This is a genomic window from Emticicia sp. W12TSBA100-4, from assembly GCF_040253585.1.
Taxonomy (GTDB): Bacteria; Bacteroidota; Bacteroidia; order Cytophagales; family Spirosomataceae; genus Emticicia.
Genome location: NZ_JBELAU010000008.1, coordinates 52,362 through 74,289, shown reverse-complemented (window position 1 = coordinate 74,289; position 21,928 = coordinate 52,362). Strand labels below are relative to the sequence as shown.

Sequence of the window (21,928 nt, the reverse complement as noted above, 5' to 3'; positions counted from 1 at the left end):
AAAAATGAATTTCAAAGTTATATACTTATTTGCTTTTATAGTTCGAGGACAGGTTGCAGAGCATACCAAAAAGACTCCTCGAACTATATAAAAAATAATCAAATTCCCTTCACCATTTCAATCACCCGAATCTGCTCTAAAACCTGCTCAGGTTTGATGTAGAGTTCTTTGCCTTCCGTTATCGCACCGTGTAGGTTCTGAAAAAGTAAATCCCAGTTACCTGCTTCGGTTTCTATGTGTCCTCTGAAGTGCTGGCCTCCAATTTCAGTATTCAAAACACCCCATTTTTCTTTGGGTTCTACGCCAAAGCCTTCCATTCTTGGCATAAGTCCTGCTTTTAGGTGGTCTTCTTGTACATCAATTCCGTATTTTACAAACGAGCCTTTCGTGCCATGAATAATATATCTTGGACCTTCTTCTCGCACTAAAAGACTCGATTTTAGCGTTACTCTCAATTTTCCATAATCCATTCGTATATCAAAAGCATCATCAATACTTGATCCTTCTCGCTGCGTGTAGGTTTCGCCCGAAACTGCCATTGGCGAGCCGAAAAGTACAATTGTTTGATCGATGATATGAGCCCCCAAATCATACAAGATTCCATTGGCTGGACTTACTTCTTCTTTCCATTTTTTAGGATTTAAGATGGGCTTATGGCGGTCGAAATGCACTTCAAAGGCTACCAATTCGCCCAAAAGTTTGTTTTCAATTACTTTCTTGACCGTCATAAAATCGCTATCAAAGCGACGATTTTGGAAGATTGAAAGCACTTTTCCTTGCTTTTTCGACAACTCAATGAGTTCTTCGGCTTCAGCAACGGTTGCCGTGAAAGGTTTTTCTACTAATACGTGTTTGCCTGCCAAAAGTGCTTGTTTGGCTTGGCTAAAATGTAAATGGCTTGGTGAGGCGATGCTCACTAAGTCAATTTCGGTATCGGCTAAAACTTCGTCAATACTACGGGCAACGCCTACGCTTGGGTATATATGTTGAGGATTTTGCGAACCCGAAACGATGGTTTTTAGATTAAAATCTGGATTGGTAAGAAAGAACGGAGCTTGGAGGTATCTCCCCGAAAGTCCGAATCCGACAAGGGCAACGTTGAGCATAATGGCTTAGAATTTTTGGTTGAAGCCACTAAAGTAATGGCTTTTTAAGGTAAATCCAAAATTCTCATTTTTCTACGTGAAACATCAATTCTTTGGCCAGTAGAAAGACATGCAACGTGCCCGTCTTTTGTGCGTTCAATACCCGTAAGATATTTCAGATTTACTAATGTTCCTCGGTGGATTCGAGTAAAATCACCTTTCCCAGAAAGCTGTTTTTCAAAGATTTTCATAGTGTATGATGCCAAGATTACTTGTCCATCGTTTAAATAAAACCTTGTGTAGTTGTCGTAGCTTTTTAGATAAACGACATCTTCGGTGTGTACGCTTTTTTTGCGATGATTGAGGTAAAGTATCTCGGAATTACAAGTTTTTGGGTTGATCGTGTTTGTTTTCATGGCTTTCTTTAAATTTAATATCACTAAATTTATGTTTTACTCTAAACTTTCCCATAATTGCGAATAGTATAGCTAAAGTAAGTGTTGTTTGCTATGTAAAGTGTTTATAGTGAGGTAGTTATATTGTGTTATAATGCCAAAACTAAGTGACCTGAAAATCTTGCGTATTCAGTAGCAGGCGATATAAATTGATTTACACCTGATGTTTGATTGGCTACCACTTTTACCTTGTTACCAGCAGAAAGTCTAAAATCTACACTTATCGAATTTGTCATGAAGTTAGTTGTAGTGGCAGTAATAAGTTCAGTATCCAAGCCTACGATGCCTCCATCTTTCTGAATTTGCAAATTATATCCTCCTGCACCTGCACCAGAATTCCATAATATAAAAGCATCAAAATGGTAAATACCATCAACGGGGGCTGTAAATTCACCCGTAGCAGTATTATAATTGTTAGAAATGTCATACTCTTCGACTGTAAATGGCACGGTGCTATTGCCATTACTTACAGGGAATGCTGAAGCACCAACATCTTTCGCTGCAAAAGCAGAAGAATTTGCTACGCCATCAATAACGAGCTTACCGTTGGCATCAGCCGATACATTTCTAACACCAGTGCCAGCTAAACTCGAAGACCCAATAGTGCCATTTACCTCTAATTTATTACTTGTAGGCACTGTACTAATTCCGACATTGCCATTGGTGGCGTTGAATCTAAAACTCCAACCTGGAGTGCCATAAAACCCGAAAAGATCGTCGGTTTCCATACCTACAAAAACCCTCTCTGCACCTGTGGTATTGTCATACCAAATGCCCGCAGTGTTAAATCCCCCGTTGTTTCGGAGTCTAATTCTGCCATTTACATCTAAAGGATATGTGGGTACAGAAGAAGAAGGCAAACGGATACCAATATTACCTACAGTGCCATCGGTCGGGGAGAAGTGAATAAATCCCAATCCTATACCTGTATTTTTTAAAAAAATTTGTGGAGTACCACCAAAGGTAGTGAGAGCAAATGGATGATTGGAAAAAGAGCCAGCATAAACTGTTTTCTCGGGGTAAGGAGCCATCCAATCTCGAAAAATAGCCGTACCGTCGCTATGGGAATAGCCACTGGAGTTAGTAATAGTTTTTAAAATATGCCCAGAATTAAGAAAATCGGCATCAGAAGGTTTTATGGTGATTGATTGTCCAAATATATTTAAGCTAATAAAAAGCGAGAAAAATAAGATTTTTTTCATAGCAATAAAGTTTGAGAAATATTTTAACAAAGGTCATTGATTAAACAGCATCAGTCAATAACGGTAAACCGTGAATCGTATCACGGAAAACCGTGATTTTTTGTGTTTTTTTGCTTTCTAACGAAAAAAAAAGATAATTTTAGGATAAAATCACAGCCAATGAAGAAGTTTCTACTATACCTTTTATTGTTTTATTTTAACCATGATATTGTACAAGCTCAAGTATCGAATTTGTCTGAAATTGTGGAATCGAAACAACGCCTTAATGAACTGGCTAAAACCAAACCTTCGTTTGTAAATGATACTTTAGAATTATTTTATTTAAACAAAATCTGCAAAAATTATTCGTTGTTGACTCGGGTTTCGGCCGATACGGGTCTTTATTTTACTCAAAAACTCTATGATAAAGCATTAAGCCTCAAAAGCAATCTTTATCAGCTTAGAGCCTTATTCTTATTCTCTAATTTTTATATCAAAAAGAGTCTTTACACTAAAGCTTTGGAGGCAAACTTGAGTACCCTCAAAAAATGCGAAGAAGGCAATATAGTCTGTGACGATATTTGGAAAATAAACTTGCGTTTTGGCCAGATTTATTATAATATTAAAGAATATGAAAAGACGATTGAGTATTTGAGAAAAGCCATTGATTATTTGGCAGCAAAACCTAATCTCTCAACTGATCTTCAACTTCAAATTGCGGAAGCGTATAGAATTTCGGGAATATCGGCTCAGCTTCTTGGACAAAAACGAGTAGCAAAGTCGATGTTTTTGAATGTCTTAAAGTACTGTGAACTATCAAAAAATGATATTCAGATTGCATTTGCTCAGTCGGTAATGGGCGATTATTATTTAGATGTCGAGCAAAATGCCAATGAAGCCCAGAAGTATTTAGACGAAGCAGATAGGCTTTTTTCAAATAAAGGATATTGGCAAGGAAAAGCTTCACTATACTCAAGTTATGTTTCGCTTTTCAAACTAAAAAAAGACCCTACTAATGCCGAAAAATATGCTCAATTAACACTCTCAAATGCCAATGAATCGAAAAACAATACAGTAAAATTACAGGCTTTAATAGATTTATCAGATATAGGATTGATGCAGAATAATCCAAAGAAAGCTTTGTCATTTTATAAAGAAGCTATCGCTCTTCGAGACAGTATGCAGAAAAGCCAAAAGCTAAATGATTTAGTTGAAATACAAAAGAGGTATGATCTTGAAAAGATGCAAATTCGCTACGAGAACGAAAAACTGGTTCAGCAAAAAACAACAGATTTCCTGCAAAAACAATATGAAATAACTAAACTCAAAAGCGAAAAACTCGCCCAAGATTTTGCCTTAGAAACCATCAGCCGTAAACTCGAAAAAGAACATGCACTTGCTACTGAACAGGCTCTGAAAATAGAAACTGATAAACAAAAAAACGAACAAGAAAGGCTCTCTAAACAATTGAAAGTAAATGAATTATCGAATAGTTTGAAACTCGAAAATCAACAACAGAAATCACTTTTAATAATTGTTGCACTGATTTCATTGTTGGGTTTTTCGGCAATCATTTATAGTTTTATTTTACGCAAAAAGAATAAGGAATTATTGACCAAAAATCATGAAATTCAAGAAGCATTGCTCAAAGGGCAAACCATCGAACGTAAGCGAGTAGCCAGCGAATTGCATGATAATGTTGGCTCGTTACTATCGGCCGTAAGAGTAAGTTTATTGACACTAAATAGTGCAAAACTACCTAATCGTGACCAAAAAGTATATCTGCAAATACAAGAAATGGTAGAAAATGCCTGCCGAGAGGTACGCCTGATTTCGCATAATTTACTGCCAGAAGAACTCGAAAAGTATGGACTGGAAGTTGCCCTCGAAAAAATGATTGAACGCCTTAACTTTTCAACACCAATTGAATTTACTTTAAACACAAAAGGTTTAAAGGAAAATCATCTCGACCGCAAAACTGCTTTTCATTTATACTCAATTTGCCTCGAACTTATCAATAATATATTGAAACACTCCGATGCAACTGACGCAGCTTTGACTTTTCGAAAAAATGAGAATATCCTTGAATTATTTGTACGAGATAACGGTAAAGGGCTACAAAATTATATGAAGGGAAAAGGAATATCAAGTATCGAAGAACGAGTTGAGGCAATGAAAGGAGTATTGGAAATAGAGTCAATAATAGAAGAGGGGACACGCACACATATAAGTGTTCCAATCACTCAGCCAGTTTATGCCGCATCGCAAATTTGATGAGTCCGACCACGTTTTTTACATCCAATTTTTTCATCAAACTCTTGCGGTGGCTCTCTACAGTGTTGACACTTACAAAGAGCAAATCAGCAATTTCGTTAGTTGAGTATTCCTGAGCAACTAATTTCAAAACATCGATCTCACGGGCAGAAAGTTGTGCTAATTCTTTACTAATCAGTGATTTATCTTTCTCGCCAGTTGTTATAATCTTCAATACCTTTTCGCTATAATAGGGCATCCCTTGATGTAGTTTTTTGATGGCCTCTTCGAGTTCGGCTTTGTCAGTATCTTTCAGTAGATAGCCCGAAGCACCCGCTGCGATTGCTTGTCTGATTTTGTGGGGTTCGTCGTCAATTGTCAGAATTAACACTTTTATATCAGGAAATTTCGCATGAATTTTTGTAGCCAGTTCAATACCATTCATTTCGGGCATTTGAAGGTCAGAAATAACTACATCGACCGAATTATTTTCCAAAAAGCTCAATACTTCAGTTCCACGACGAAAAACGTTGATGTTTCTCACTTCTTCCATTTGTATTAATAATGAAGAAAGTGATTGCCCAAAAAGCTGGTGGTCATCAACTAAAATTATCTGCATGAAACGACTTAAATCTGATTTTTTAAGCAATTTATTGCTTTTTGACTTACAAAAAAAGTAAATCTCCAAAGTACATTCTGTTACAAATATTACATTTCAACATTTTCGCCCTATATTTGAATAAAATTCACAACCAAACAAAATGGCAAACTGGGTAAAAGTTTTTGAGACCAAAAATGTTTTTAAGGCCGAATTATTAAAAAATGAGTTACAAACCCACGAAATAATGGCCGTTGTACTCAACAAACAAGACAGTAATTACCTCATTGGCTACTACGAAATACAAGTATCTGACGAGCAAGAATCAATAGCAAAAGTAGTAATCGACATATTTAACCAAAATGACTTCGAAGTTCAATAACCTTTCAAATCTTTCTCAAAGAGCCATTGCAGCAGTTGTAGGCGTGGCTATTATTTTGTGCGGCGTACTTTATAATGAATGGACTTTTTGGATTTTGTTTTTGGCCATCAGTATTCTCACTCAACGAGAATTTTATAAACTTCTTAAGCTCGATGAGAATCATCCTCTAAGCGTTTATGGTACTTTTTGCGGAATTGTACTTAATACACTTACGTTTTTTATCGAAAAGGATCTGCTGCCTTTTAAATTTTATTATTTGATTGTTCCATTGCTCACGACCACGTTTTTTATCAAACTTTATCGTAAAAAAGATACCAAACCTTTTGCCAATTTGGGCTATACATTTTTGGGGATTATTTATGTGGCGGTTCCGTTTGCACTTATTAACGAAATGGTGCTGACCGACGCTCACGGCTATGCTCCGCAACTGATTTTAGGTTGTTTGTTTATTCTTTGGGCCAATGATACGGGAGCATATTTTGCAGGAAGATTTCTCGGAAAAAGAAAACTTTTTGAACGAGTTTCACCCAAGAAAACGTGGGAAGGCTTTTTTGGTGGGGCAATAACTTCTTTAATTGTAGCGTTTATTCTAACAAAGTATTTCGATAGTTTGTTAAGTTGGCAATGGTACGGAGTCGCTATCATTATTTTTATTACAGGAACGCTCGGCGACCTCGTTGAATCGCTCTTTAAACGTAGCATAGCCATCAAAGATTCGGGTAATACAATTCCAGGGCATGGTGGCTTTATGGACCGATTCGATGGACTATTGCTTTCAATGCCTTTTATTGTTACATTTCTGAAAATTTTTGGTTGAATCACTCACAATGAAAAATACGCTTACTCTACTGTTGATTTTTACGTCCTTGATAATGAGCAATTTAGCTTTTTCTCAAGGAGAAATTAAATATATTACGTTTTCGGGTTTGGTTATTGACAGTCAAACCAAAGAGCCACTTCCTGGAGCATATATCACGATTCCGAGAGCGGGAAGAGGTACACTTTCTAATAGCAAAGGATATTTCGTTTTAGGCGTTTTCCCTGGCGATACTGTTAATTTTAGTTACTTAGGTTTCAAGAAACAATTTCATATTATTCCCAAAAAGGCGGATGTTGATTATTCGGTTTTTGTTGAGCTGCAAACCGATTCTAAAATGTTAAAAGAAGTTAAAGTTTATCCTTTTAGCACCGAAGAAGAATTTAAGCAAGCCTTGGTCGATATGAAACTTCCCGACGACCGAGAACGCAAAATCTTAGCCGAAACTTACAGCCCCGAAAATATCGCTAAAATGGCTTCAGTGCATGGCATGAGTGCCGAGGCAAATTATAGATATGGGCAGAATCAGTTTATGAAGCAAATGGAAACTCGTGGACAAGTAACTACTAATCCTTTGTTGAATCCGTTTGCGTGGGCAAACTTTGTGAAAGCCGTCAGGAATGGAGCGTGGAAAGACCAATCATGGAAAGCAGGAGCTGCTGCCGCACCCCGTGATAACGTAACTCGTGATAAGTTTTTTAGGGATAATACTAAGAAAGATTGAGTTAATGCTGTTTATATTGTCTGAATTTGGCAAGTCATTCTATTTTCTAATTCATAAATATCATCAGCTATCTCTGCAATATTTTTATTGTGTGTAATCATTAGTATCCCTAAATTAGGCTTCAATTTTTCGAGTAAATCAAGCACAAATTGCTCAGTTTTACTATCCATTGCCGAAGTTGCTTCATCAAGTAATAGCAAATTTGGTTTGTGATACAAAGCTCTTGCCAGTGCCAATAATTGTTTTTGTCCACCGAAAGATTTATACCCTCTTCGCCAATGATAGTCAAATAACCTTGTGGTAAAGTTTCAAAGAATTGGTTGAATCTTAGTGTTTCACAGAAATTTATTGCTTTCTCTCCATCTTCAATAATATTTCCTAACACGATATTGTCAAGTAGTGTTCCATTGAAAATTTTGATTTCTTGTGGCACTATTCCGATTTTGCTACGCCAAGTATCTGAAGCAATATTTTTGAGCGAAATGTCTCCATTGATAAGAATTTCACCCGTTTCGTAAGTTTGGAATTTTTGCAGAATTTGCAGTAAAATGCTTTTGCCAGAACCTACTTCTCCTAATAATACCGTTATTTCACCTTTGTTTATTGTAAGCGAAACATCTTTCAATAATTGACTTTTTCCTGCAAAACGAAAACTTAAATGATGAATATTGATGGAATTTATCGTTTCTATTTCTTGATTTGTATTGATATTTTCAAGTGTTTTTTCAGGAGAAACACTCGCAAATTCATACATTCGCTCAAAAGCTACTTTGGCTTCCTGCAACTGAATATTGGTTGTAGCCAATCTTCCAACCGAACCAATCATGCCCGATGCAATAGAAATGATTGCCATCATTTCGCCAATTTTTATCTCTTTTTGTAGAATGGAATAAGCTGATAATGACAAAATCAGAATGAGTAATAAAACATTCAAAACTTCGTTCCAAAGTCCATATCTATTGCCCAAAGTACCCAATTCATAACTTTTTTGCTGAAAAACTTGATAATATGCTCTTCCAACGGTACTAAATAGCGATTCTTTATTATTGGCTTTTATGGTAGAAATTCCTGTAATGGCATCAACAAAATGGCTTTCGGTGTTGGCGTATTGGCTCATAACTGCTTTTTGATGTTTGATGATGTGGTCGTTATATCGCCAAATCAGAAAACCAAATAGCGGTACACTCAATAATGCTACACAGCCAATAGTAATTGAGTAACTAAAAATAAAAACTGCCGAAACCAACAAAGCCAACACATCAATGACCACATTTCCTGTCAGATAACTTATCACGGTTTGGATTCTACGTGTATCATTCAACCGAGTGATAATCTCGCCAGTTTTGCGGGTATCAAAAAAAGCTTTTGGGAGATGTAGAAGCTTATCATAAAAATCATCCATCATACGAGAATTAAAATCTCGGCTTTGGCGAAGTAAAAAGAAACCTCTCAAATAACCAATTCCCGCCCGTGCCAGCAATAAAACTGCATACCCAGCCAAAGGCGTTGGGTTTGGTGTTTAGGTAAAATTTCGTCTAATAACTTTTGGCTAAAAATAGCAGTAGCCATGCCCAGTGCTGCCAGAGCAATGCCTAAAACTGCCGCAATGACAAGCATTGGGGTATCTTCACGAATGATGTTTCTAAACCATTCAATCTTCTTTTTATTTCCTTGCGGCACACGCTCAAAATTTTCGCATGGTTTAAGCATCAAAACTGCCCTCGATTTCCAAACCGAAAGTAGTTTTTCTTCGTTCCAAGTCTCAAAACCATTCGCAGGGTCGAAAATATTGAAAACATCACCCTTTGGTGGCTTGTGTGCTATTACATAATGTTCTAATTTCTCATCTATCACTACATGCAAGATACAAGGAAATGTAGCTTCTTGTTTGAAAACTTCAAGGTCTTCTACCTCAAAAGCCTCAGCATCTAAGCCCAGAGTATTGGCGGCTTGTTGCAAACCTAAAACGCTCGTACCTTGAATACTCGTACCACTTAGTTCACGCAAATGCTCAAGAGAAGCATCGCCACCATGAAGACGAATGACCGATAAAAGGCAAGCTACGCCGCAATCTGACTCGCCTTGTTGCTGCACAAAAGTTGTTGGTTTCATACTAAAGTTGGGGTAAAACAAAATGTAAAAGCCATGCCAATAGCAGAGCAACGAGTTGCCAAAGGTATTTTTGCATCGGTTTTGGTTGGTTTAGTCTTGGTTTGTGTATCTTAGAAGGGCTTCTATTTTGGTCTCTCCTCGAAATTCTTTTTGCAGAACGCCAGTTTTATCATAAATAAAAATGTGAGGTACTGAGACCGAACCAAAGGTTTCGACAACTTTTTCGGCTGGAAGTTTTGCAAAATAGTGGTTAGAAAGGTTATCTAAATTGTATTTTTGGCTAAAATCATTGATTGCTGAACTATCAACCGTGGTAACCCACCAAAAATTGGTATTTGCAAAATCAGAGTTATGTTCTAAAATCGACTTTGCTTCATATTGGCAATGGTCACAATCGGGATTGAAAAATAATATAATTATTGGTGCATGATTTTTTTGTATCTGCTTACCTATCCATTGAAAATTAGTCGATTTTGGTAAGTATTTTACTTGCTCGGCAAAAACTTTTTTTGCTTCGATTTTTTGATAAATTTGAAAGCCAAAATATGCTATTAGTGCCAAAATAAAGGTAAAAATGCTTATGATTAATTGTTTTCTCATAGTTTTAAGTGGCATTTAGGCTTAAAAATGTAACGAATACTACCCAAAGCAAAAGTCCAGTTCCGTAGCTTGCCACTACAATTTTCATACCTTTAGTAAGGGTGATATTGAGCAAACGCTTAAACCAATAAGCAAGTAATATCCAATAAACTAATTCAAATATATTCAGCAATTGAAGTGGATAAATTTGCCAAGTTGGTAAGTTTTTTACTTCAAATAGCTGCAAAGCTGATAAAGGATAAAAATATTGTAAATCGTTGAAATCGTATTGGGTTTGAATGAACAAAAACCAAAATAACTTAATAAAGGGAACTAATAGAAATGGCAGTTCAGCTAACATGACAGCCTTGAAAAGTACAGAAAAACTCACCTTTTGATTAATGAAGAAAAAACCAATTAGCAAAGTAAGTACGATAAAAGAGAATTTGAAAAAATAGATTATTGGAATGATAACGTATCCTAACCAAGACCACTTTTGTGCTTGCTCAATCAAGCCATCAATTTTTTCTGCGGTCAATTGTTCTGCAAAAGTATTGTAGTATAAAGTTTCAGAAATTAATAATTGGTTTGACAAATACGTTATTGTCAACAAAATAGCCATGATGATAAAAAAGAAAAGGATATTTTTAGAGGGAAAGTTCATACATTTTTAGTTCAAATTCTCTTATCTTCGACTCTTTCTTGAAAGATTTTTATCAACATGAATTAGATACAAGAAAACCTATTATGGTTGTTTTTTTTTGCTAAAACTATTTGTTAAATAAATAACAAGAAAACTACATAAAAAACCTGCTGAAAACTTCAAAACACTTTCGAGAGAAATCGTTTTAAACCAAACTTCCCAATTTTGAATCGGATGTCTTTTTGTGTACCAAATGATTGCTAATGTAATTACGATTAAATAAAATAATTGATTGTTTCTTTTAGTGTACATTATTTGTTATCTCGTTATTTTGGTAGGTTTTCTGGTATATATATTTAAGGAAATTTTAAGAAGATTCTCCCTATATACAGGTAACGCTTTAAAAGAGTTATCCATTAACGGCTTATAATAACTAATTCCTAATCCTAAATTTTGGTAGAAATATTCCACTCCAACATTTGCCGATAACCCTAATATTATGGAATTGCTAAGTTTTTGTAAATTGGGAATATCAGATTTGAATAGCCACGAATTAATGTCTCCTTGTATGTAAAGACGAAACTTCTTATTTGTTAAATAATATCGAAGGAACGGGGCAATTAATTTAGCATTTTTAATTGTTCTGTCTATTGTATCTATAGGGTATTGGGTTGTTGAAGAATAAGCTTTAATTAACGAAGATGTACTATAAGGGAGAGTCATTCCAAACATCAATCGTTCATGCCTTAAAAAACCTATATGGATGTTCCCTAAAAGACTCACTTTATTTGGGTAAGGAATATTAGTTGCTATTCCAAATCCAAAAGAATAATAGTTTGAGTTTGGTTTGGTTTGGGCATTAGAATATACACTGAATAAAATTAAGATAAAAATGAGAAATGTTTTTTTTTTCATTTATGTAAATTTTTGGTAAAAACTAAAGTAAACAAAACTAAGAGAAGAAATGCCTTAAGATACTTTTCTCTTAGTTTTGCTGGTATTAAGACCAAATAGGAGGAAGTTCAATTGTCAGTTGCCCTCCACAAGGGTCTCTATTTAGTCCAACAATTAACCATGCTGAAGCACCAAAGATAATCCATGCCCAAAAAGGAGTATTATTAACAGCTTCTTCAACAGTACAACTACCTCCTTGAATTAAACACATCTCATCAAGTTTAATTTTTTTCATTGTGATAAGATTTTTATAATTGCCTTACAACATCGTAAGGTGCTACAAACATAGCGTGTACCACTGAACTAAAAATTCAGTGGCGAAAAAAACTAAAAAAATTGTAGCAACATACTTCTCCCACCACTCAAATTTGCTGCTTTTTCAGGCGTTAGTTTCTTAAATCCAATTTCAAAACTACCCTCTTCGGTATAAACGTAGCTTCGGCTGTGTGGGCAATAATCAATCGGTAGGTTTAGGTCATTGATGAGTTCGTCTCTAAATTTGTACCAAGCTCGCTCCGTAATACAAAGTTTTTTGGCAAGTTCTTTGGGCGAGCCTGTTGCTCTTTTTTTGATAAGGTGGTTGAGATAGGTTAGTCGTTGGTGCACTTTAAACAGCATAGTTGTAAAGGTTTAACGTTTATAGAAATTCCTGACCAATGCTTTGGGCAATAGTCAGAACAAAAGTTATAGGATATTTTTACTTCTTGGATTTTGGGCAATATACTATTAATTACGAACAGAAAACAAGCAAAATTATTTTTGGGGTGACATATTTATGCAAAATGGTGACAAACGAAGTAGTACGGTGATGTAACTCTTATTTTGTACTTTTACAAGAAAGACTTTGTTATTATTTATATTAAGGCAAACTTTAAACATTTTTTCACTACCTTTGTTCTCCGATAACCATAAGTATTTTCGGAACTCTTTTATTATTCTTCGATGAATCAAAAACCCTCTGATGCCCTTCTACTCCTTGAAGATGGCACTTTTTTCAAAGGAAAAGCACTCGGCAAAATTGGTACTTCGGCTGGCGAAATCTGCTTTAATACAGGAATGACTGGCTACCAAGAAATCTACACCGACCCTTCGTATTTTGGTCAAGTAGTAATCAATACTACTTCTCACATTGGAAATTACGGTGTTGTTTTAGATGACGAAGAAGAATCTTCGAGCGTAAAAATTAGTGGAATGGTTTGTAATGCTTTCGCTAATCACTATTACTCACGTGTAACCGCCGATTTTTCTCTCCAAGAATACTTCGAGCGTGCCAATATCGTAGGAATCTGTGATGTTGACACTCGTCAAATCGTACGCCATATCCGTGATGCGGGCGTGATGAATTGCATTATTTCTTCCGATATCCTCGACCCTGAAGTTTTAGCACTCGAATTAAAGAAAGTCCCTTCAATGGATGGTCTTGAACTTTCTTCGGTTGTGAGTACAAAAGAAGCCTACTATTTGGGCAGTGAAGATGCAAAATACAGAGTAGCGGTTTTGGATTTTGGAGTGAAGAAAAGCATCTTAAAAAACTTTACCGAAAGAGATTGTTATTGCAAAGTTTTCAATGCTAAAACAAGTTTTGAAGAAATTGCGGCCTTTAATCCAGACGGTTATTTCTTATCGAATGGCCCTGGTGACCCTTCGGCAATGCCTTATGCAGTTGAAACCATCAAGCAAGTACTCGAAACCAATAAACCAGTTTTTGGTATATGTCTCGGCCACCAATTGCTGGCTTTAGCAAGTGGAATCGAAACTTATAAAATGAAAAATGGCCACCGTGGATTGAATCACCCAGTGAAAAATCTACGCACAGGACTTTGTGAAATTACTTCACAAAATCATGGTTTTGCCGTTAAGCCCGAGCAAGTTTCAAGCATCGAAAATATCGAACTTACGCACGTAAACCTTAATGATAATACCATTGAAGGTATTCGTAGAAAAGATAAACCAGCGTTTTCAGTACAATATCACCCAGAAGCTTCTCCTGGCCCACACGATTCTCGATACTTATTCGATGATTTCGTGAAGATGTTGGGATAAAATATTATTTCCTCAAACCTGTAAGGCATCTTGAAGACCTTACAGGTTTTTTTATATCTTTGTAGAAAAGGAGGTAAAGATGACCGAAGTTGTAAGAAGAAAATCGAAGAAACCATTTATTCCAAGAAGCAAAGACCCCAAGCTGAATTTATATAGTCCAGACGATATAATGAAAGCAGGAGGGTTAGCAGCTTTTAGTAAATTAATCGGAAATGATAAGCCGATTGCTCCTCCACATATTCATTTTACTGAAGAAGAATGGGATGCAATGATGAAATATTTAGATTGACAGCATGCTTTTATTAGATACGAATATAATTATTGGTTATATTAGAAAAGATGTTTCTTGTCCACCAGAGAGGTTTATTTCAATCATTACCGTTGGAGAGTTAAAAGCTTTTGCTATTAAAAGTAAATGGGGTGTTGAGAAGCAATCAAGATTAAATAATTATTTAAAAACATTACAAGTGCTTGATATTGATGAAAAAATATCAAACATCTACGCTGAAATAGACGCTTTTAGCCAAGGTTTGCATCCCGAGAAAAAACTTACAATTTCTTCTCGAAACATGGGGAAAAACGACCTATGGATTGCTGCAACAGCTTTCTTTTTTGATATTCCTCTTCAAACAACCGATAACGATTTCGACCATCTGACTGAGTTTGGTCTGAAACTTGATAAATCATCTCTTTGATAATCAATTATTTATGAAATTATACAGCACAAACCACCAAAGTCCTAATGTAGATTTAGCCGAAGCGGTTTTTCGTGGGCTTCCTCCCGATAACGGACTTTATATGCCAACTGAGTTTAGTCCATTGCCTCAATCGTTTTGGGATAATGTTCAGAATCTTAGCTTGCAAGAAATTGCTTTTGAGATAGCCAATGCTCTAATCGGTGAAGATGTTCCCGCCGAAGATTTACGTCAACTCATCAATAGTGCTATTGATTTTACCGCACCGATTGTTGAGGTTGAGGCCAATACTTATTGTTTAGAGCTTTTTCATGGACCTTCGATGGCTTTTAAAGATTTTGGTGCGAGATTTATGGCAGCTTTGATGTCGTATTTTCTACAGAAATCTCAGAAGCAAATCCATATTCTGGTGGCAACTTCGGGTGATACTGGTGGAGCGGTGGCACAAGGCTTTTTCAAAACACCAAATATTGATGTCACGATTCTTTACCCAAGCGGAAAAGTAAGCGATATTCAAGAAAAACAGCTCACAACTCTCGGCGAAAACGTAAGAGCCTTAGAAGTAAACGGCACTTTTGATGATTGCCAAAAACTCGTAAAATTAGCTTTCTTGGATAAAGAATTGACCGATAAATTTGATTTAGCTTCGGCTAACTCAATCAATATTGCTCGTCTGATTCCGCAGGCATTTTATTATGTTAATGCTTATGCTCAACTAAAGAAATCGGGTGCTGATTTGTCAGTTGTGATGTCGGTTCCGAGTGGAAATTTTGGTAATCTGAGTGCAGGAATTATCGCTTGGAAATTAGGCTTGCCAGTGCATAAGTTTATAGCCGCTACCAACGTTAATAAAGTTGTACCAGCTTATTTAGAAAGTGGCGTTTACGAGCCGATAAGTCCTTCATTATCAACGATTTCTAATGCAATGGATGTAGGAAATCCGAGTAATTTTCCACGCATGAAAGCCTTGTTGGATAATGATTTAGACACAATGCGTAGCTTGATAGTTGGATATTTCTACGATGATGAAGCAACAAAAGTAGCCATGAAAGATGTATTCGACCGCACGGGTTATGTGATGTGTCCGCATACGGCTGTTGCGTATTTGGGCTTGAAAGCCTACACAAATACACTTTCAGAGCCAGTAAATGGTGTGTTTTTCTCTACGGCACATTATGCCAAATTTTTAGATGTGGTTGAAGAAGTGGTTGGCAAGCAAGATATTCCAAAACGCCTTTCTGACTTATTGAGTTTAGAAAAACAAGCAACGTCAATGTCAACGGAGTTTTCTGATTTCAAGGCTTGGTTGATGGCAAATTTGTGATATATTTTATTTTTTCTTCGTTGCCTTCGACAGTTTCGGCTGTCCGATCCGCTCAGGCAACGAAGAAAAAAACTTACATCTCAGCCTTCATTGTTTGACTGGTGAATGTACTTTCAAAAATCTTATCGGCATTGCCAGTTTCAAAGCCATCACGACGATGAATTCTTTCGATTTTATCAATCGGTAGTTCTGCAAATTGAGGTAAAACTTTTCTTTCGGCAAATTCTACGTAACTTCCTGATATTGCGTGCGTCCTCCCATCCGCAAATTCCGCTTCAATCATTTCTGCTACTGTTGAACTTTGTAATAAACCTCCATCGGGACTTATTTTTATTTTTCCGCCTGCATCGTTGAGTTTTATTCCAATTCTCTCTAAAAAATCATTAAATTCTTGAATTGTACCGTAACCTTCTTTCAGATTATGCACACTAATGGTATAATGATTGAGGTAATATCGGTTATAAATTACCCAAGCCGCATACTCACTTTCCTGTTGGAGTGCCTCATAATCTTCCCATGTGGGTGTTCGCCATAAAGGTTTATGCAGAAATTCATCTACTGCCACGCCATCATTCAAATCCAAACTATCGGCTGGGTCAGATTTTACCTCGTCGGTATAACTTCTGATGATTCTTTGGGCATTTTCTGATAAATCATCTACTCGAAGTTCGCTCACAAAAATTCTTGGAAATGCGGAACGCCGCCCGTGTGGTTCTGGTGGCGAAAACCAATAAGCATTCAGTTTTTTGCCCTCAAAATTGAAAAAATCACGTTTTTCGTAACCGAAATTCAAGAAAATTTTCTCGAAAGATTGAATTCCTAACTGCGGAACGCCCATTGTGCGAAAAGCTACATGGTCGTTTTCGATGTCGTTTCTATCCGAAATGATTCCTTCGGCAATCATGGCATTGGCTACTTTATTTACATCGGGTACTCGTTCGCTGTATCTACGCATCAGGCCGTTGAGTACGTACTCTAAGGTTTCTATTTTACTGTTTTTCATTATTTACTTCAATAAATAAGCTGTATTGTAAGGACTACATCTGCGAACTGGAAGTTCGCTCCACAAAGAATGAACCGTTTTGGGTTTCAAGATAAGAACCGAAATCTATATCTTCTTGTTTCAAAAATCCTTGTTGTGGTAGTTTTCCATCGGCTACCATTTCTACAACCGCAGCTACCGAAGCGGCTGTTGTCCACGAAATTGCTCGCCAATGTTTACCATCAATTTCGATTGGTTTATAAGCTCTGTAAAATTCTTCACGAGCCAATTCTGTGCCTTTCCAGCCTTCTACTACTGCATATACATAAACTACGTCTTCTTGCACAGGTGGTTTCGCTTCGGTCAATATTTGTTCAACTAATTGGCGTTTATCTTTCAAAATTAGCTCATAAAGTAAGAACTTCATCAATTTTGCATGGCCTGGGTAGCGAATTGTTTTATAATTGAGTGTATCTACTTTCCCTGCAAAGGTTTCGCACATTGTGCCAAGTCCACCCGAAGTGCTGAAAGCCTCAAATTCTTGTCCTTCAATCTGAATATGCTCAATACCATCGAGAGAAGTTACCATTTTTACTTCGCCGTTGTGAATCACTTCTGCATCGTTAATGTATTCGTTTATTACACCTGCTGGCGACCACGTAAACGAATATCCCATCAAACCATTCGGAAAACGAGGTAAAGCTCCTACCCGAAGCTCAATATCACGGAGTTTGGTAAAGCGTTTGGCTAAATCTGCTCCTACGATTCCGATTAAACCTGGGGCGAGTCCGCACTGAGGAGCCATGACTGCCGTAGAAGTTTTGGCCATTTCTCTGATGGCTGACGTGGTTGGTACATCTTCGGTCAAATCGAAATAATGAATGCCGAGTTTGTGAGCCGTTTGAGCGATTGGCAAGTTGAGGTTGTAAGGCATGGCCGATACAACCGCATCGAAGTTTTTGAGGGTGGATTCTAAAAAACTGATGTCGTTTACATCTCCGAGTAAGACATCAAAGGGCAATTTGGTAGAAGGTTGGCGTAGGTCCATACCCGTAACGGCAAAGCGTTTTGCGAGTAATGTACCAACCAACGAACCTACCTTGCCCATACCAATGACAAGTACGTTTTTCATTGTTAGGAAAAAGATTAAAATGTTATAGATGAAGTATAAATGCGACAAATATTAGGCACAGAGATTCAAAGGCACAGTGGCACAAAGAAACATCAAAGAGATATTTTGTCGGGAAATAAGTGTAAAAAGACAACCTAACAAAAGTCAGGAACAAATGAGCAGGCACTACGAAGATAGGCGAGGCGTGCTAAGAGATATTTTAGGTCTTTAAACAATGGAAGAATAATATTTTTGTGCAAATGTAAACAAGGAAAAATTATTTGCAAGAAAAAAAGCGAGAAAAAAGAACCCTCCCTATTGGGGAGGGCAGGGAGGGGCTATTAAATCCTATCCTTATAAGTTTCATAACCAAAACTTTTTAGTAACTGAAACTCATCATTTTCTTTCCAAATACCGATGGATGGTAAACCAACGCCGTTGAAAGTCGTGGTTTTTACCATTGTATAGTGAATCATATCATCAAAAACTACGCTATCGCCCACTTGTAGAGGCTTATCGAAAGAATAATCTCCCATGTAATCGCCTGCCAAGCAAGTCATCCCTCCCATGCGGTAAGTAGGTTTCGGGCGGCGTTCCGCACCTTCAACAGCATCGGTTGCTCCCCAAATGCGTGGTTTGTAGGGCATTTCGAGCGTGTCGGGCATGTGAGCTGCAAACGATACATCTAATATTGCAACATCAACACCTTGGGCATCGACAATATCGAGAACCGTTGAAGTTAAATAGCCAGTCTGCCAACCAATGGCTGAGCCTGGTTCGAGAATAATTTCGATGTTATAAGTTTCACGTAGGCGTTTGATTAAACCAATCAAATGTTCATGGTTATAGCCTTCACGAGTCATTAAGTGTCCACCACCGAGATTAAGCCATTTTACTTGATGTAGCAAATCGCCAAATTTTTCTTCGATATGCACAAGTGTACGTTCGAGTGTGTAAGAATCGTTTTCGCAGAGGGTGTGCGAGTGCAATCCTTCGATGCCTTCTGGGAGTTCTTTGCCCAATAATTCACGAGTAACGCCAAGTCTTGACCCTACAATACATGGGTTATACATATCGGTTTCAACCTCAGCATACTGTGGGTTGATTCTGATTCCGCACGAGATTTTTCGTTCAAAGCCTTGTACTTGGTCTTTAAACTGATTCCATTGATTCAATGAATTGAACGTTATATGGCTGCTGTTTGCCATAATTTGAGCAAATTCAGCTGGTTTATAGGCAGGGCAGTAGGTATGTGCCAAACAACCCATTTCTTCTACAATCAAGCGAGTTTCGTTGAGTGAACTGGCGGTTGCTCCCGACAAATATTGTTTTACCATCGGGAAAGTGGCATACATCGAAAAACCTTTTAAGGCTACGATGATTGATGCACCCGATTCGGTTTGAACTCGGTTTAATAATTCAAGATTTCGGCGTAGGAGTCTTTCTTCTAAAACATAGCACGGCGAAGGAATTTGAGAAATATCTATTGGCATTATATGCTAATGAATAATGTAAAATGTATAATTGAAAATGTAAAATTAGTCATTTCGTAGCAATACACCATAAAAATAGCCCGAACAATGTTGTGCGGGCTGTTTGTGTGGATTTAGGTAGATTGATTTGGTTGTATTCGGTGGAGACAGGACATTGCCGAGCGAAGGTCGCCCTGTCTCTACCTGTGAAAAAATATTATATTTATACAAATATCTAATCATCGAGTCTAAAAAAAACAGGAATTGTAAATTTTACTCTTACATTTCTGCCATTTTGTTTGCCTGCAATCCATTTTGGCATGAGTTTTACTACTCGCATTGCCTCTTCATCGCAACCAAAACCAATGCCTTTCATGGTTTCGATGTCGGTAATGCTGCCATCTTTTTCAACGATAAAACTTAAGAAAACTTTACCTTGAATATTGGCTCGTTGAGCTGCACTCGGATATTTGAGATTTTTACCTAAAAACTTGTACATTTCGCTATTTCCACCCATGAATGATGGTTGTACTTCGACGGTTATAAAAGCTGTGTTATCTTCTTCTGGAAGTTCTATGATTGTTTTCTCAACTGATTTTGTTTCAGTAGGAGGGGCAGCCGCAATTTCGTCTGTATCTGTTCCTGGGTTACTTTTATCACTTATTATTGCCCCTTCAATTTCAGTTTGGCTTGGTGGAGGGGTTTCTTCCATTGTTTCCTCAACTACTTTTGGTTCTAAATAAGCAACTGTCCGTTGTTGTTCTATTGGTTTTGGTGGTTCTACTTCCTTTGGTTTTTCAAGTTCGGGAAGTGGTTCGTCTGGTAATTTAATTGGGCTATGCTCAACGACAATTAGTTGAGACTCGTCTTTCTGTCTCGCAAAAAGAAAGTTAGTGAGTAGCATGAGCCCGAAAAAACCAATACCGATCAACAAAGCTCGATTGATGTTTGTGGTGTAATGAGTACGAAGCTCATAAGCACCGTAGGCCTTGTTACGATGTTCAAAAACGATGTCATCGAGTGTACTCGGAGTGGGCAAAGCAATAGCTGACAACCCTTGTGTGTGAGGTTTCATTTTAGTAAAAGTTTAAGTTGAACATTTGTAGTTTCGCTGAACTACGACACAATGTTAGAGAAGAAAAATGAATTGTGCAAGCAAAAGAAGAAAAATATTTAGATATTTATTTAAATATATATATAACGTCCCTGTAAATAAAAGAGGCACATCTGTTATCATTAGATTTCGGAATGTGCCTCTTTGTACAATATTAAAATTTTTTATCTGGTTTCGACCAGCATTCCCTCCAAAACTTTCTCATAATGACGTTCGTACATCGGAACGATATTCGTAATATCAAATTCTTTAGCACGAGCTAAGGCATTTGCTTTAAAAGTCGGTAAGTTTTCGTCCTGCAAAATATACATCGCATTTTTTACCATATCATCTACATCGCCCACATTACTTAAAAATCCGGTTATGCCTTGAACGTTTAGCTCAGGTAAACCGCCAGTATTTGATGAAATTACAGGAACTTCGCAAGCCATTGCTTCCAAAGCCGCCAATCCAAAACTTTCTTTTTCCGAAGGCATCAAGAATAAATCAGCCACTGACAAAACTTCTTCGATGGCGTCGAGTTTTCCTACGAAACGAACATCTTCCCCCAGATTCATATCACGGCTGAGTTGTTCCATTGGACCACGCTCAGGGCCATCGCCGACGAGTAATAATTTACTCGGAATTTGTTTTTTCAGTTTTGCAAAAACTTGAATAATATCTTCAATTCGTTTTACTTTACGAAAGTTTGAAGTGTGTACCAAAAGCTTTTCGTCGTTTGGACAAATAATGCGTTTGAAATGCTCTTTTCTTTGCTTTTTAAAACGCTCCAAATCAACAAAATTTGGAATCACTTCGATTTCTTTTCTTATTTCAAAAGCTTCGTAAGTATCTTTTCTTAAATCCTCTGAAACCGTCGTTACGCCATCCGATTCGTTGATACTAAAAGTTACTACGGGAGCAAGCGAGGCATCTTTACCTACAATTGTAATGTCTGTGCCGTGCAAGGTGGTGATAATGGGAATATTTATACCATGGCATCTCAGAATTTGTTTAGCCAAAAAAGCCGAAGTTGCATGCGGAATTGCGTAATGAACGTGTAATAAATCAAGTTTTTCGTACTTTACCACATCTACCATTTTTCCAGCCAGAGCCGACTCGTAAGGTGGATATTGAAACAACGGATAGCTGGCAATATTTACCTCATGATAAAATATATTTTCGTTGAAAAAATCCAGACGAGCAGGTTGGGTATAAGTAATAAAGTGTACTTGATGGCCATTTTTGGCAAGGCCCTTACCGAGTTCGGTGGCCACAACGCCACTTCCACCAAAGGTAGGATAACAAACAATTCCGATTTTCATAGATGCGGTTTATGTACTTTTTTGAAAGATTTTCTTAGATTAGACCTAATTAAAATCTGCTATTTATAGTACAACAAAAAAAATTAGAAAAAGTCTCAAA

The 21,928-nt window shown here is 37.1% G+C and carries 25 protein-coding genes; 8 read left to right on the top strand and 17 right to left on the bottom strand.

Annotated elements, in window-relative coordinates; all coding sequences use genetic code 11:
* Positions 1-98: 98 nt before the first annotated feature.
* From ABR854_RS12800 to ABR854_RS12790, 3 genes are all read right to left on the bottom strand, one after another.
* Complete coding sequence (locus tag ABR854_RS12800; protein ID WP_350265796.1) at positions 99-1,106, bottom strand: Gfo/Idh/MocA family oxidoreductase; 1,008 nt, start codon at positions 1,104-1,106, stop codon at positions 99-101.
* Between the two features lie 44 nt (positions 1,107-1,150).
* Positions 1,151-1,501, bottom strand: a complete 351-nt coding sequence (locus ABR854_RS12795; protein ID WP_350265795.1) for a LytR/AlgR family response regulator transcription factor — start codon at positions 1,499-1,501, stop codon at positions 1,151-1,153.
* A gap of 128 nt (positions 1,502-1,629) precedes the next feature.
* Positions 1,630-2,742 carry a C1q-like domain-containing protein gene (locus tag ABR854_RS12790; RefSeq protein ID WP_350265794.1) on the bottom strand — a complete coding sequence of 371 codons (1,113 nt, stop codon included), beginning with the start codon at positions 2,740-2,742 and terminating at the stop codon, positions 1,630-1,632.
* 159 nt (positions 2,743-2,901) lie between these two features.
* On the opposite strand from ABR854_RS12790, the gene ABR854_RS12785 reads away from it, so the two are divergent.
* Complete coding sequence (locus ABR854_RS12785; RefSeq protein WP_350265793.1) at positions 2,902-4,995, top strand: tetratricopeptide repeat-containing sensor histidine kinase; 2,094 nt, start codon at positions 2,902-2,904, stop codon at positions 4,993-4,995.
* On the opposite strand, the gene ABR854_RS12780 is transcribed toward ABR854_RS12785, so the two are convergent.
* Positions 4,961-5,623, bottom strand: coding sequence for a response regulator (locus tag ABR854_RS12780; RefSeq protein ID WP_350265792.1), 663 nt, complete (start codon positions 5,621-5,623; stop codon positions 4,961-4,963). The genes ABR854_RS12785 and ABR854_RS12780 overlap by 35 nt on opposite strands.
* 112 nt (positions 5,624-5,735) lie before the next feature.
* Here ABR854_RS12780 and ABR854_RS12775 point away from each other — a divergent pair, with 112 nt between their 5' ends.
* The 3 genes from ABR854_RS12775 to ABR854_RS12765 are packed head-to-tail and all read left to right on the top strand — an operon-like array spanning position 5,736 to position 7,495.
* Positions 5,736-5,954, top strand: a complete 219-nt coding sequence (locus tag ABR854_RS12775) for a putative signal transducing protein (protein ID WP_350265791.1) — start codon at positions 5,736-5,738, stop codon at positions 5,952-5,954.
* A complete protein-coding gene (locus tag ABR854_RS12770) occupies positions 5,935-6,771 on the top strand; it encodes a phosphatidate cytidylyltransferase (protein WP_350265790.1) in 837 nt (278 codons plus the stop codon). Before ABR854_RS12775 ends, ABR854_RS12770 begins: the two co-directional genes overlap by 20 nt.
* 55 nt (positions 6,772-6,826) lie before the next feature.
* Positions 6,827-7,495, top strand: coding sequence for a carboxypeptidase-like regulatory domain-containing protein (locus tag ABR854_RS12765; protein ID WP_350265789.1), 669 nt, complete (start codon positions 6,827-6,829; stop codon positions 7,493-7,495).
* Positions 7,496-7,506: 11 nt separating this feature from the next.
* Here the strand turns inward: ABR854_RS12765 and ABR854_RS12760 are convergent, their stop codons facing one another.
* From ABR854_RS12760 to ABR854_RS12725, 8 genes are all read right to left on the bottom strand, one after another.
* The gene (locus ABR854_RS12760; protein WP_350265788.1) at positions 7,507-7,713 is read right to left on the bottom strand and encodes a P-loop NTPase family protein; all 207 of its coding nucleotides are present in this window, start codon (positions 7,711-7,713) and stop codon (positions 7,507-7,509) included.
* The gene (locus ABR854_RS12755) at positions 7,617-8,996 is read right to left on the bottom strand and encodes an ABC transporter transmembrane domain-containing protein (protein ID WP_350265787.1); all 1,380 of its coding nucleotides are present in this window, start codon (positions 8,994-8,996) and stop codon (positions 7,617-7,619) included. Before ABR854_RS12755 ends, ABR854_RS12760 begins: the two co-directional genes overlap by 97 nt.
* A complete protein-coding gene (locus ABR854_RS12750; protein WP_350265786.1) occupies positions 8,945-9,607 on the bottom strand; it encodes a cysteine peptidase family C39 domain-containing protein in 663 nt (220 codons plus the stop codon). The genes ABR854_RS12755 and ABR854_RS12750 overlap by 52 nt, the downstream gene beginning before the upstream one ends.
* 90 nt (positions 9,608-9,697) lie before the next feature.
* Entirely contained in the window at positions 9,698-10,207 is a 510-nt protein-coding gene (locus tag ABR854_RS12745; RefSeq protein ID WP_350265785.1) for a peroxiredoxin family protein, read from the bottom strand.
* A gap of 4 nt (positions 10,208-10,211) precedes the next feature.
* A complete protein-coding gene (locus ABR854_RS12740) occupies positions 10,212-10,850 on the bottom strand; it encodes a hypothetical protein (protein WP_350265784.1) in 639 nt (212 codons plus the stop codon).
* Between the two features lie 297 nt (positions 10,851-11,147).
* A complete protein-coding gene (locus ABR854_RS12735) occupies positions 11,148-11,744 on the bottom strand; it encodes a hypothetical protein (protein WP_350265783.1) in 597 nt (198 codons plus the stop codon).
* Between the two features lie 85 nt (positions 11,745-11,829).
* Entirely contained in the window at positions 11,830-12,018 is a 189-nt protein-coding gene (locus ABR854_RS12730; RefSeq protein WP_350265782.1) for a hypothetical protein, read from the bottom strand.
* A 92-nt stretch (positions 12,019-12,110) separates the two neighbouring features.
* Complete coding sequence (locus ABR854_RS12725) at positions 12,111-12,401, bottom strand: hypothetical protein (protein ID WP_350265781.1); 291 nt, start codon at positions 12,399-12,401, stop codon at positions 12,111-12,113.
* Between the two features lie 324 nt (positions 12,402-12,725).
* Between ABR854_RS12725 and carA the strand changes: the two genes are divergently transcribed.
* The 4 genes from carA (at position 12,726) to thrC (ending at position 15,845) form a co-directional block, all read left to right on the top strand.
* Positions 12,726-13,826 (top strand): glutamine-hydrolyzing carbamoyl-phosphate synthase small subunit, encoded by a 1,101-nt coding sequence (carA, locus tag ABR854_RS12720; RefSeq protein ID WP_350265780.1) that lies wholly within the window; start codon positions 12,726-12,728, stop codon positions 13,824-13,826.
* A 79-nt stretch (positions 13,827-13,905) separates the two neighbouring features.
* Complete coding sequence (locus tag ABR854_RS12715; protein ID WP_350265779.1) at positions 13,906-14,115, top strand: hypothetical protein; 210 nt, start codon at positions 13,906-13,908, stop codon at positions 14,113-14,115.
* A gap of 4 nt (positions 14,116-14,119) precedes the next feature.
* The gene (locus ABR854_RS12710; protein ID WP_350265778.1) at positions 14,120-14,521 is read left to right on the top strand and encodes a type II toxin-antitoxin system VapC family toxin; all 402 of its coding nucleotides are present in this window, start codon (positions 14,120-14,122) and stop codon (positions 14,519-14,521) included.
* Positions 14,522-14,534: 13 nt separating this feature from the next.
* A complete protein-coding gene (gene thrC, locus ABR854_RS12705) occupies positions 14,535-15,845 on the top strand; it encodes a threonine synthase (RefSeq protein ID WP_350265777.1) in 1,311 nt (436 codons plus the stop codon).
* A 73-nt stretch (positions 15,846-15,918) separates the two neighbouring features.
* On the opposite strand, the gene ABR854_RS12700 is transcribed toward thrC, so the two are convergent.
* The 5 genes from ABR854_RS12700 to bshA form a co-directional block, all read right to left on the bottom strand.
* The gene (locus tag ABR854_RS12700; protein ID WP_350265776.1) at positions 15,919-16,848 is read right to left on the bottom strand and encodes a DUF1338 domain-containing protein; all 930 of its coding nucleotides are present in this window, start codon (positions 16,846-16,848) and stop codon (positions 15,919-15,921) included.
* Positions 16,849-16,882: 34 nt separating this feature from the next.
* Positions 16,883-17,959 (bottom strand): saccharopine dehydrogenase C-terminal domain-containing protein, encoded by a 1,077-nt coding sequence (locus ABR854_RS12695; RefSeq protein WP_350265775.1) that lies wholly within the window; start codon positions 17,957-17,959, stop codon positions 16,883-16,885.
* A 320-nt stretch (positions 17,960-18,279) separates the two neighbouring features.
* Positions 18,280-19,431, bottom strand: a complete 1,152-nt coding sequence (nspC, locus tag ABR854_RS12690; RefSeq protein WP_350265774.1) for a carboxynorspermidine decarboxylase — start codon at positions 19,429-19,431, stop codon at positions 18,280-18,282.
* Between the two features lie 214 nt (positions 19,432-19,645).
* Positions 19,646-20,485 carry an energy transducer TonB gene (locus tag ABR854_RS12685; protein WP_350265773.1) on the bottom strand — a complete coding sequence of 280 codons (840 nt, stop codon included), beginning with the start codon at positions 20,483-20,485 and terminating at the stop codon, positions 19,646-19,648.
* Positions 20,486-20,688: 203 nt separating this feature from the next.
* Complete coding sequence (gene bshA / locus ABR854_RS12680) at positions 20,689-21,828, bottom strand: N-acetyl-alpha-D-glucosaminyl L-malate synthase BshA (protein ID WP_350265772.1); 1,140 nt, start codon at positions 21,826-21,828, stop codon at positions 20,689-20,691.
* Positions 21,829-21,928 lie beyond the last annotated feature (100 nt).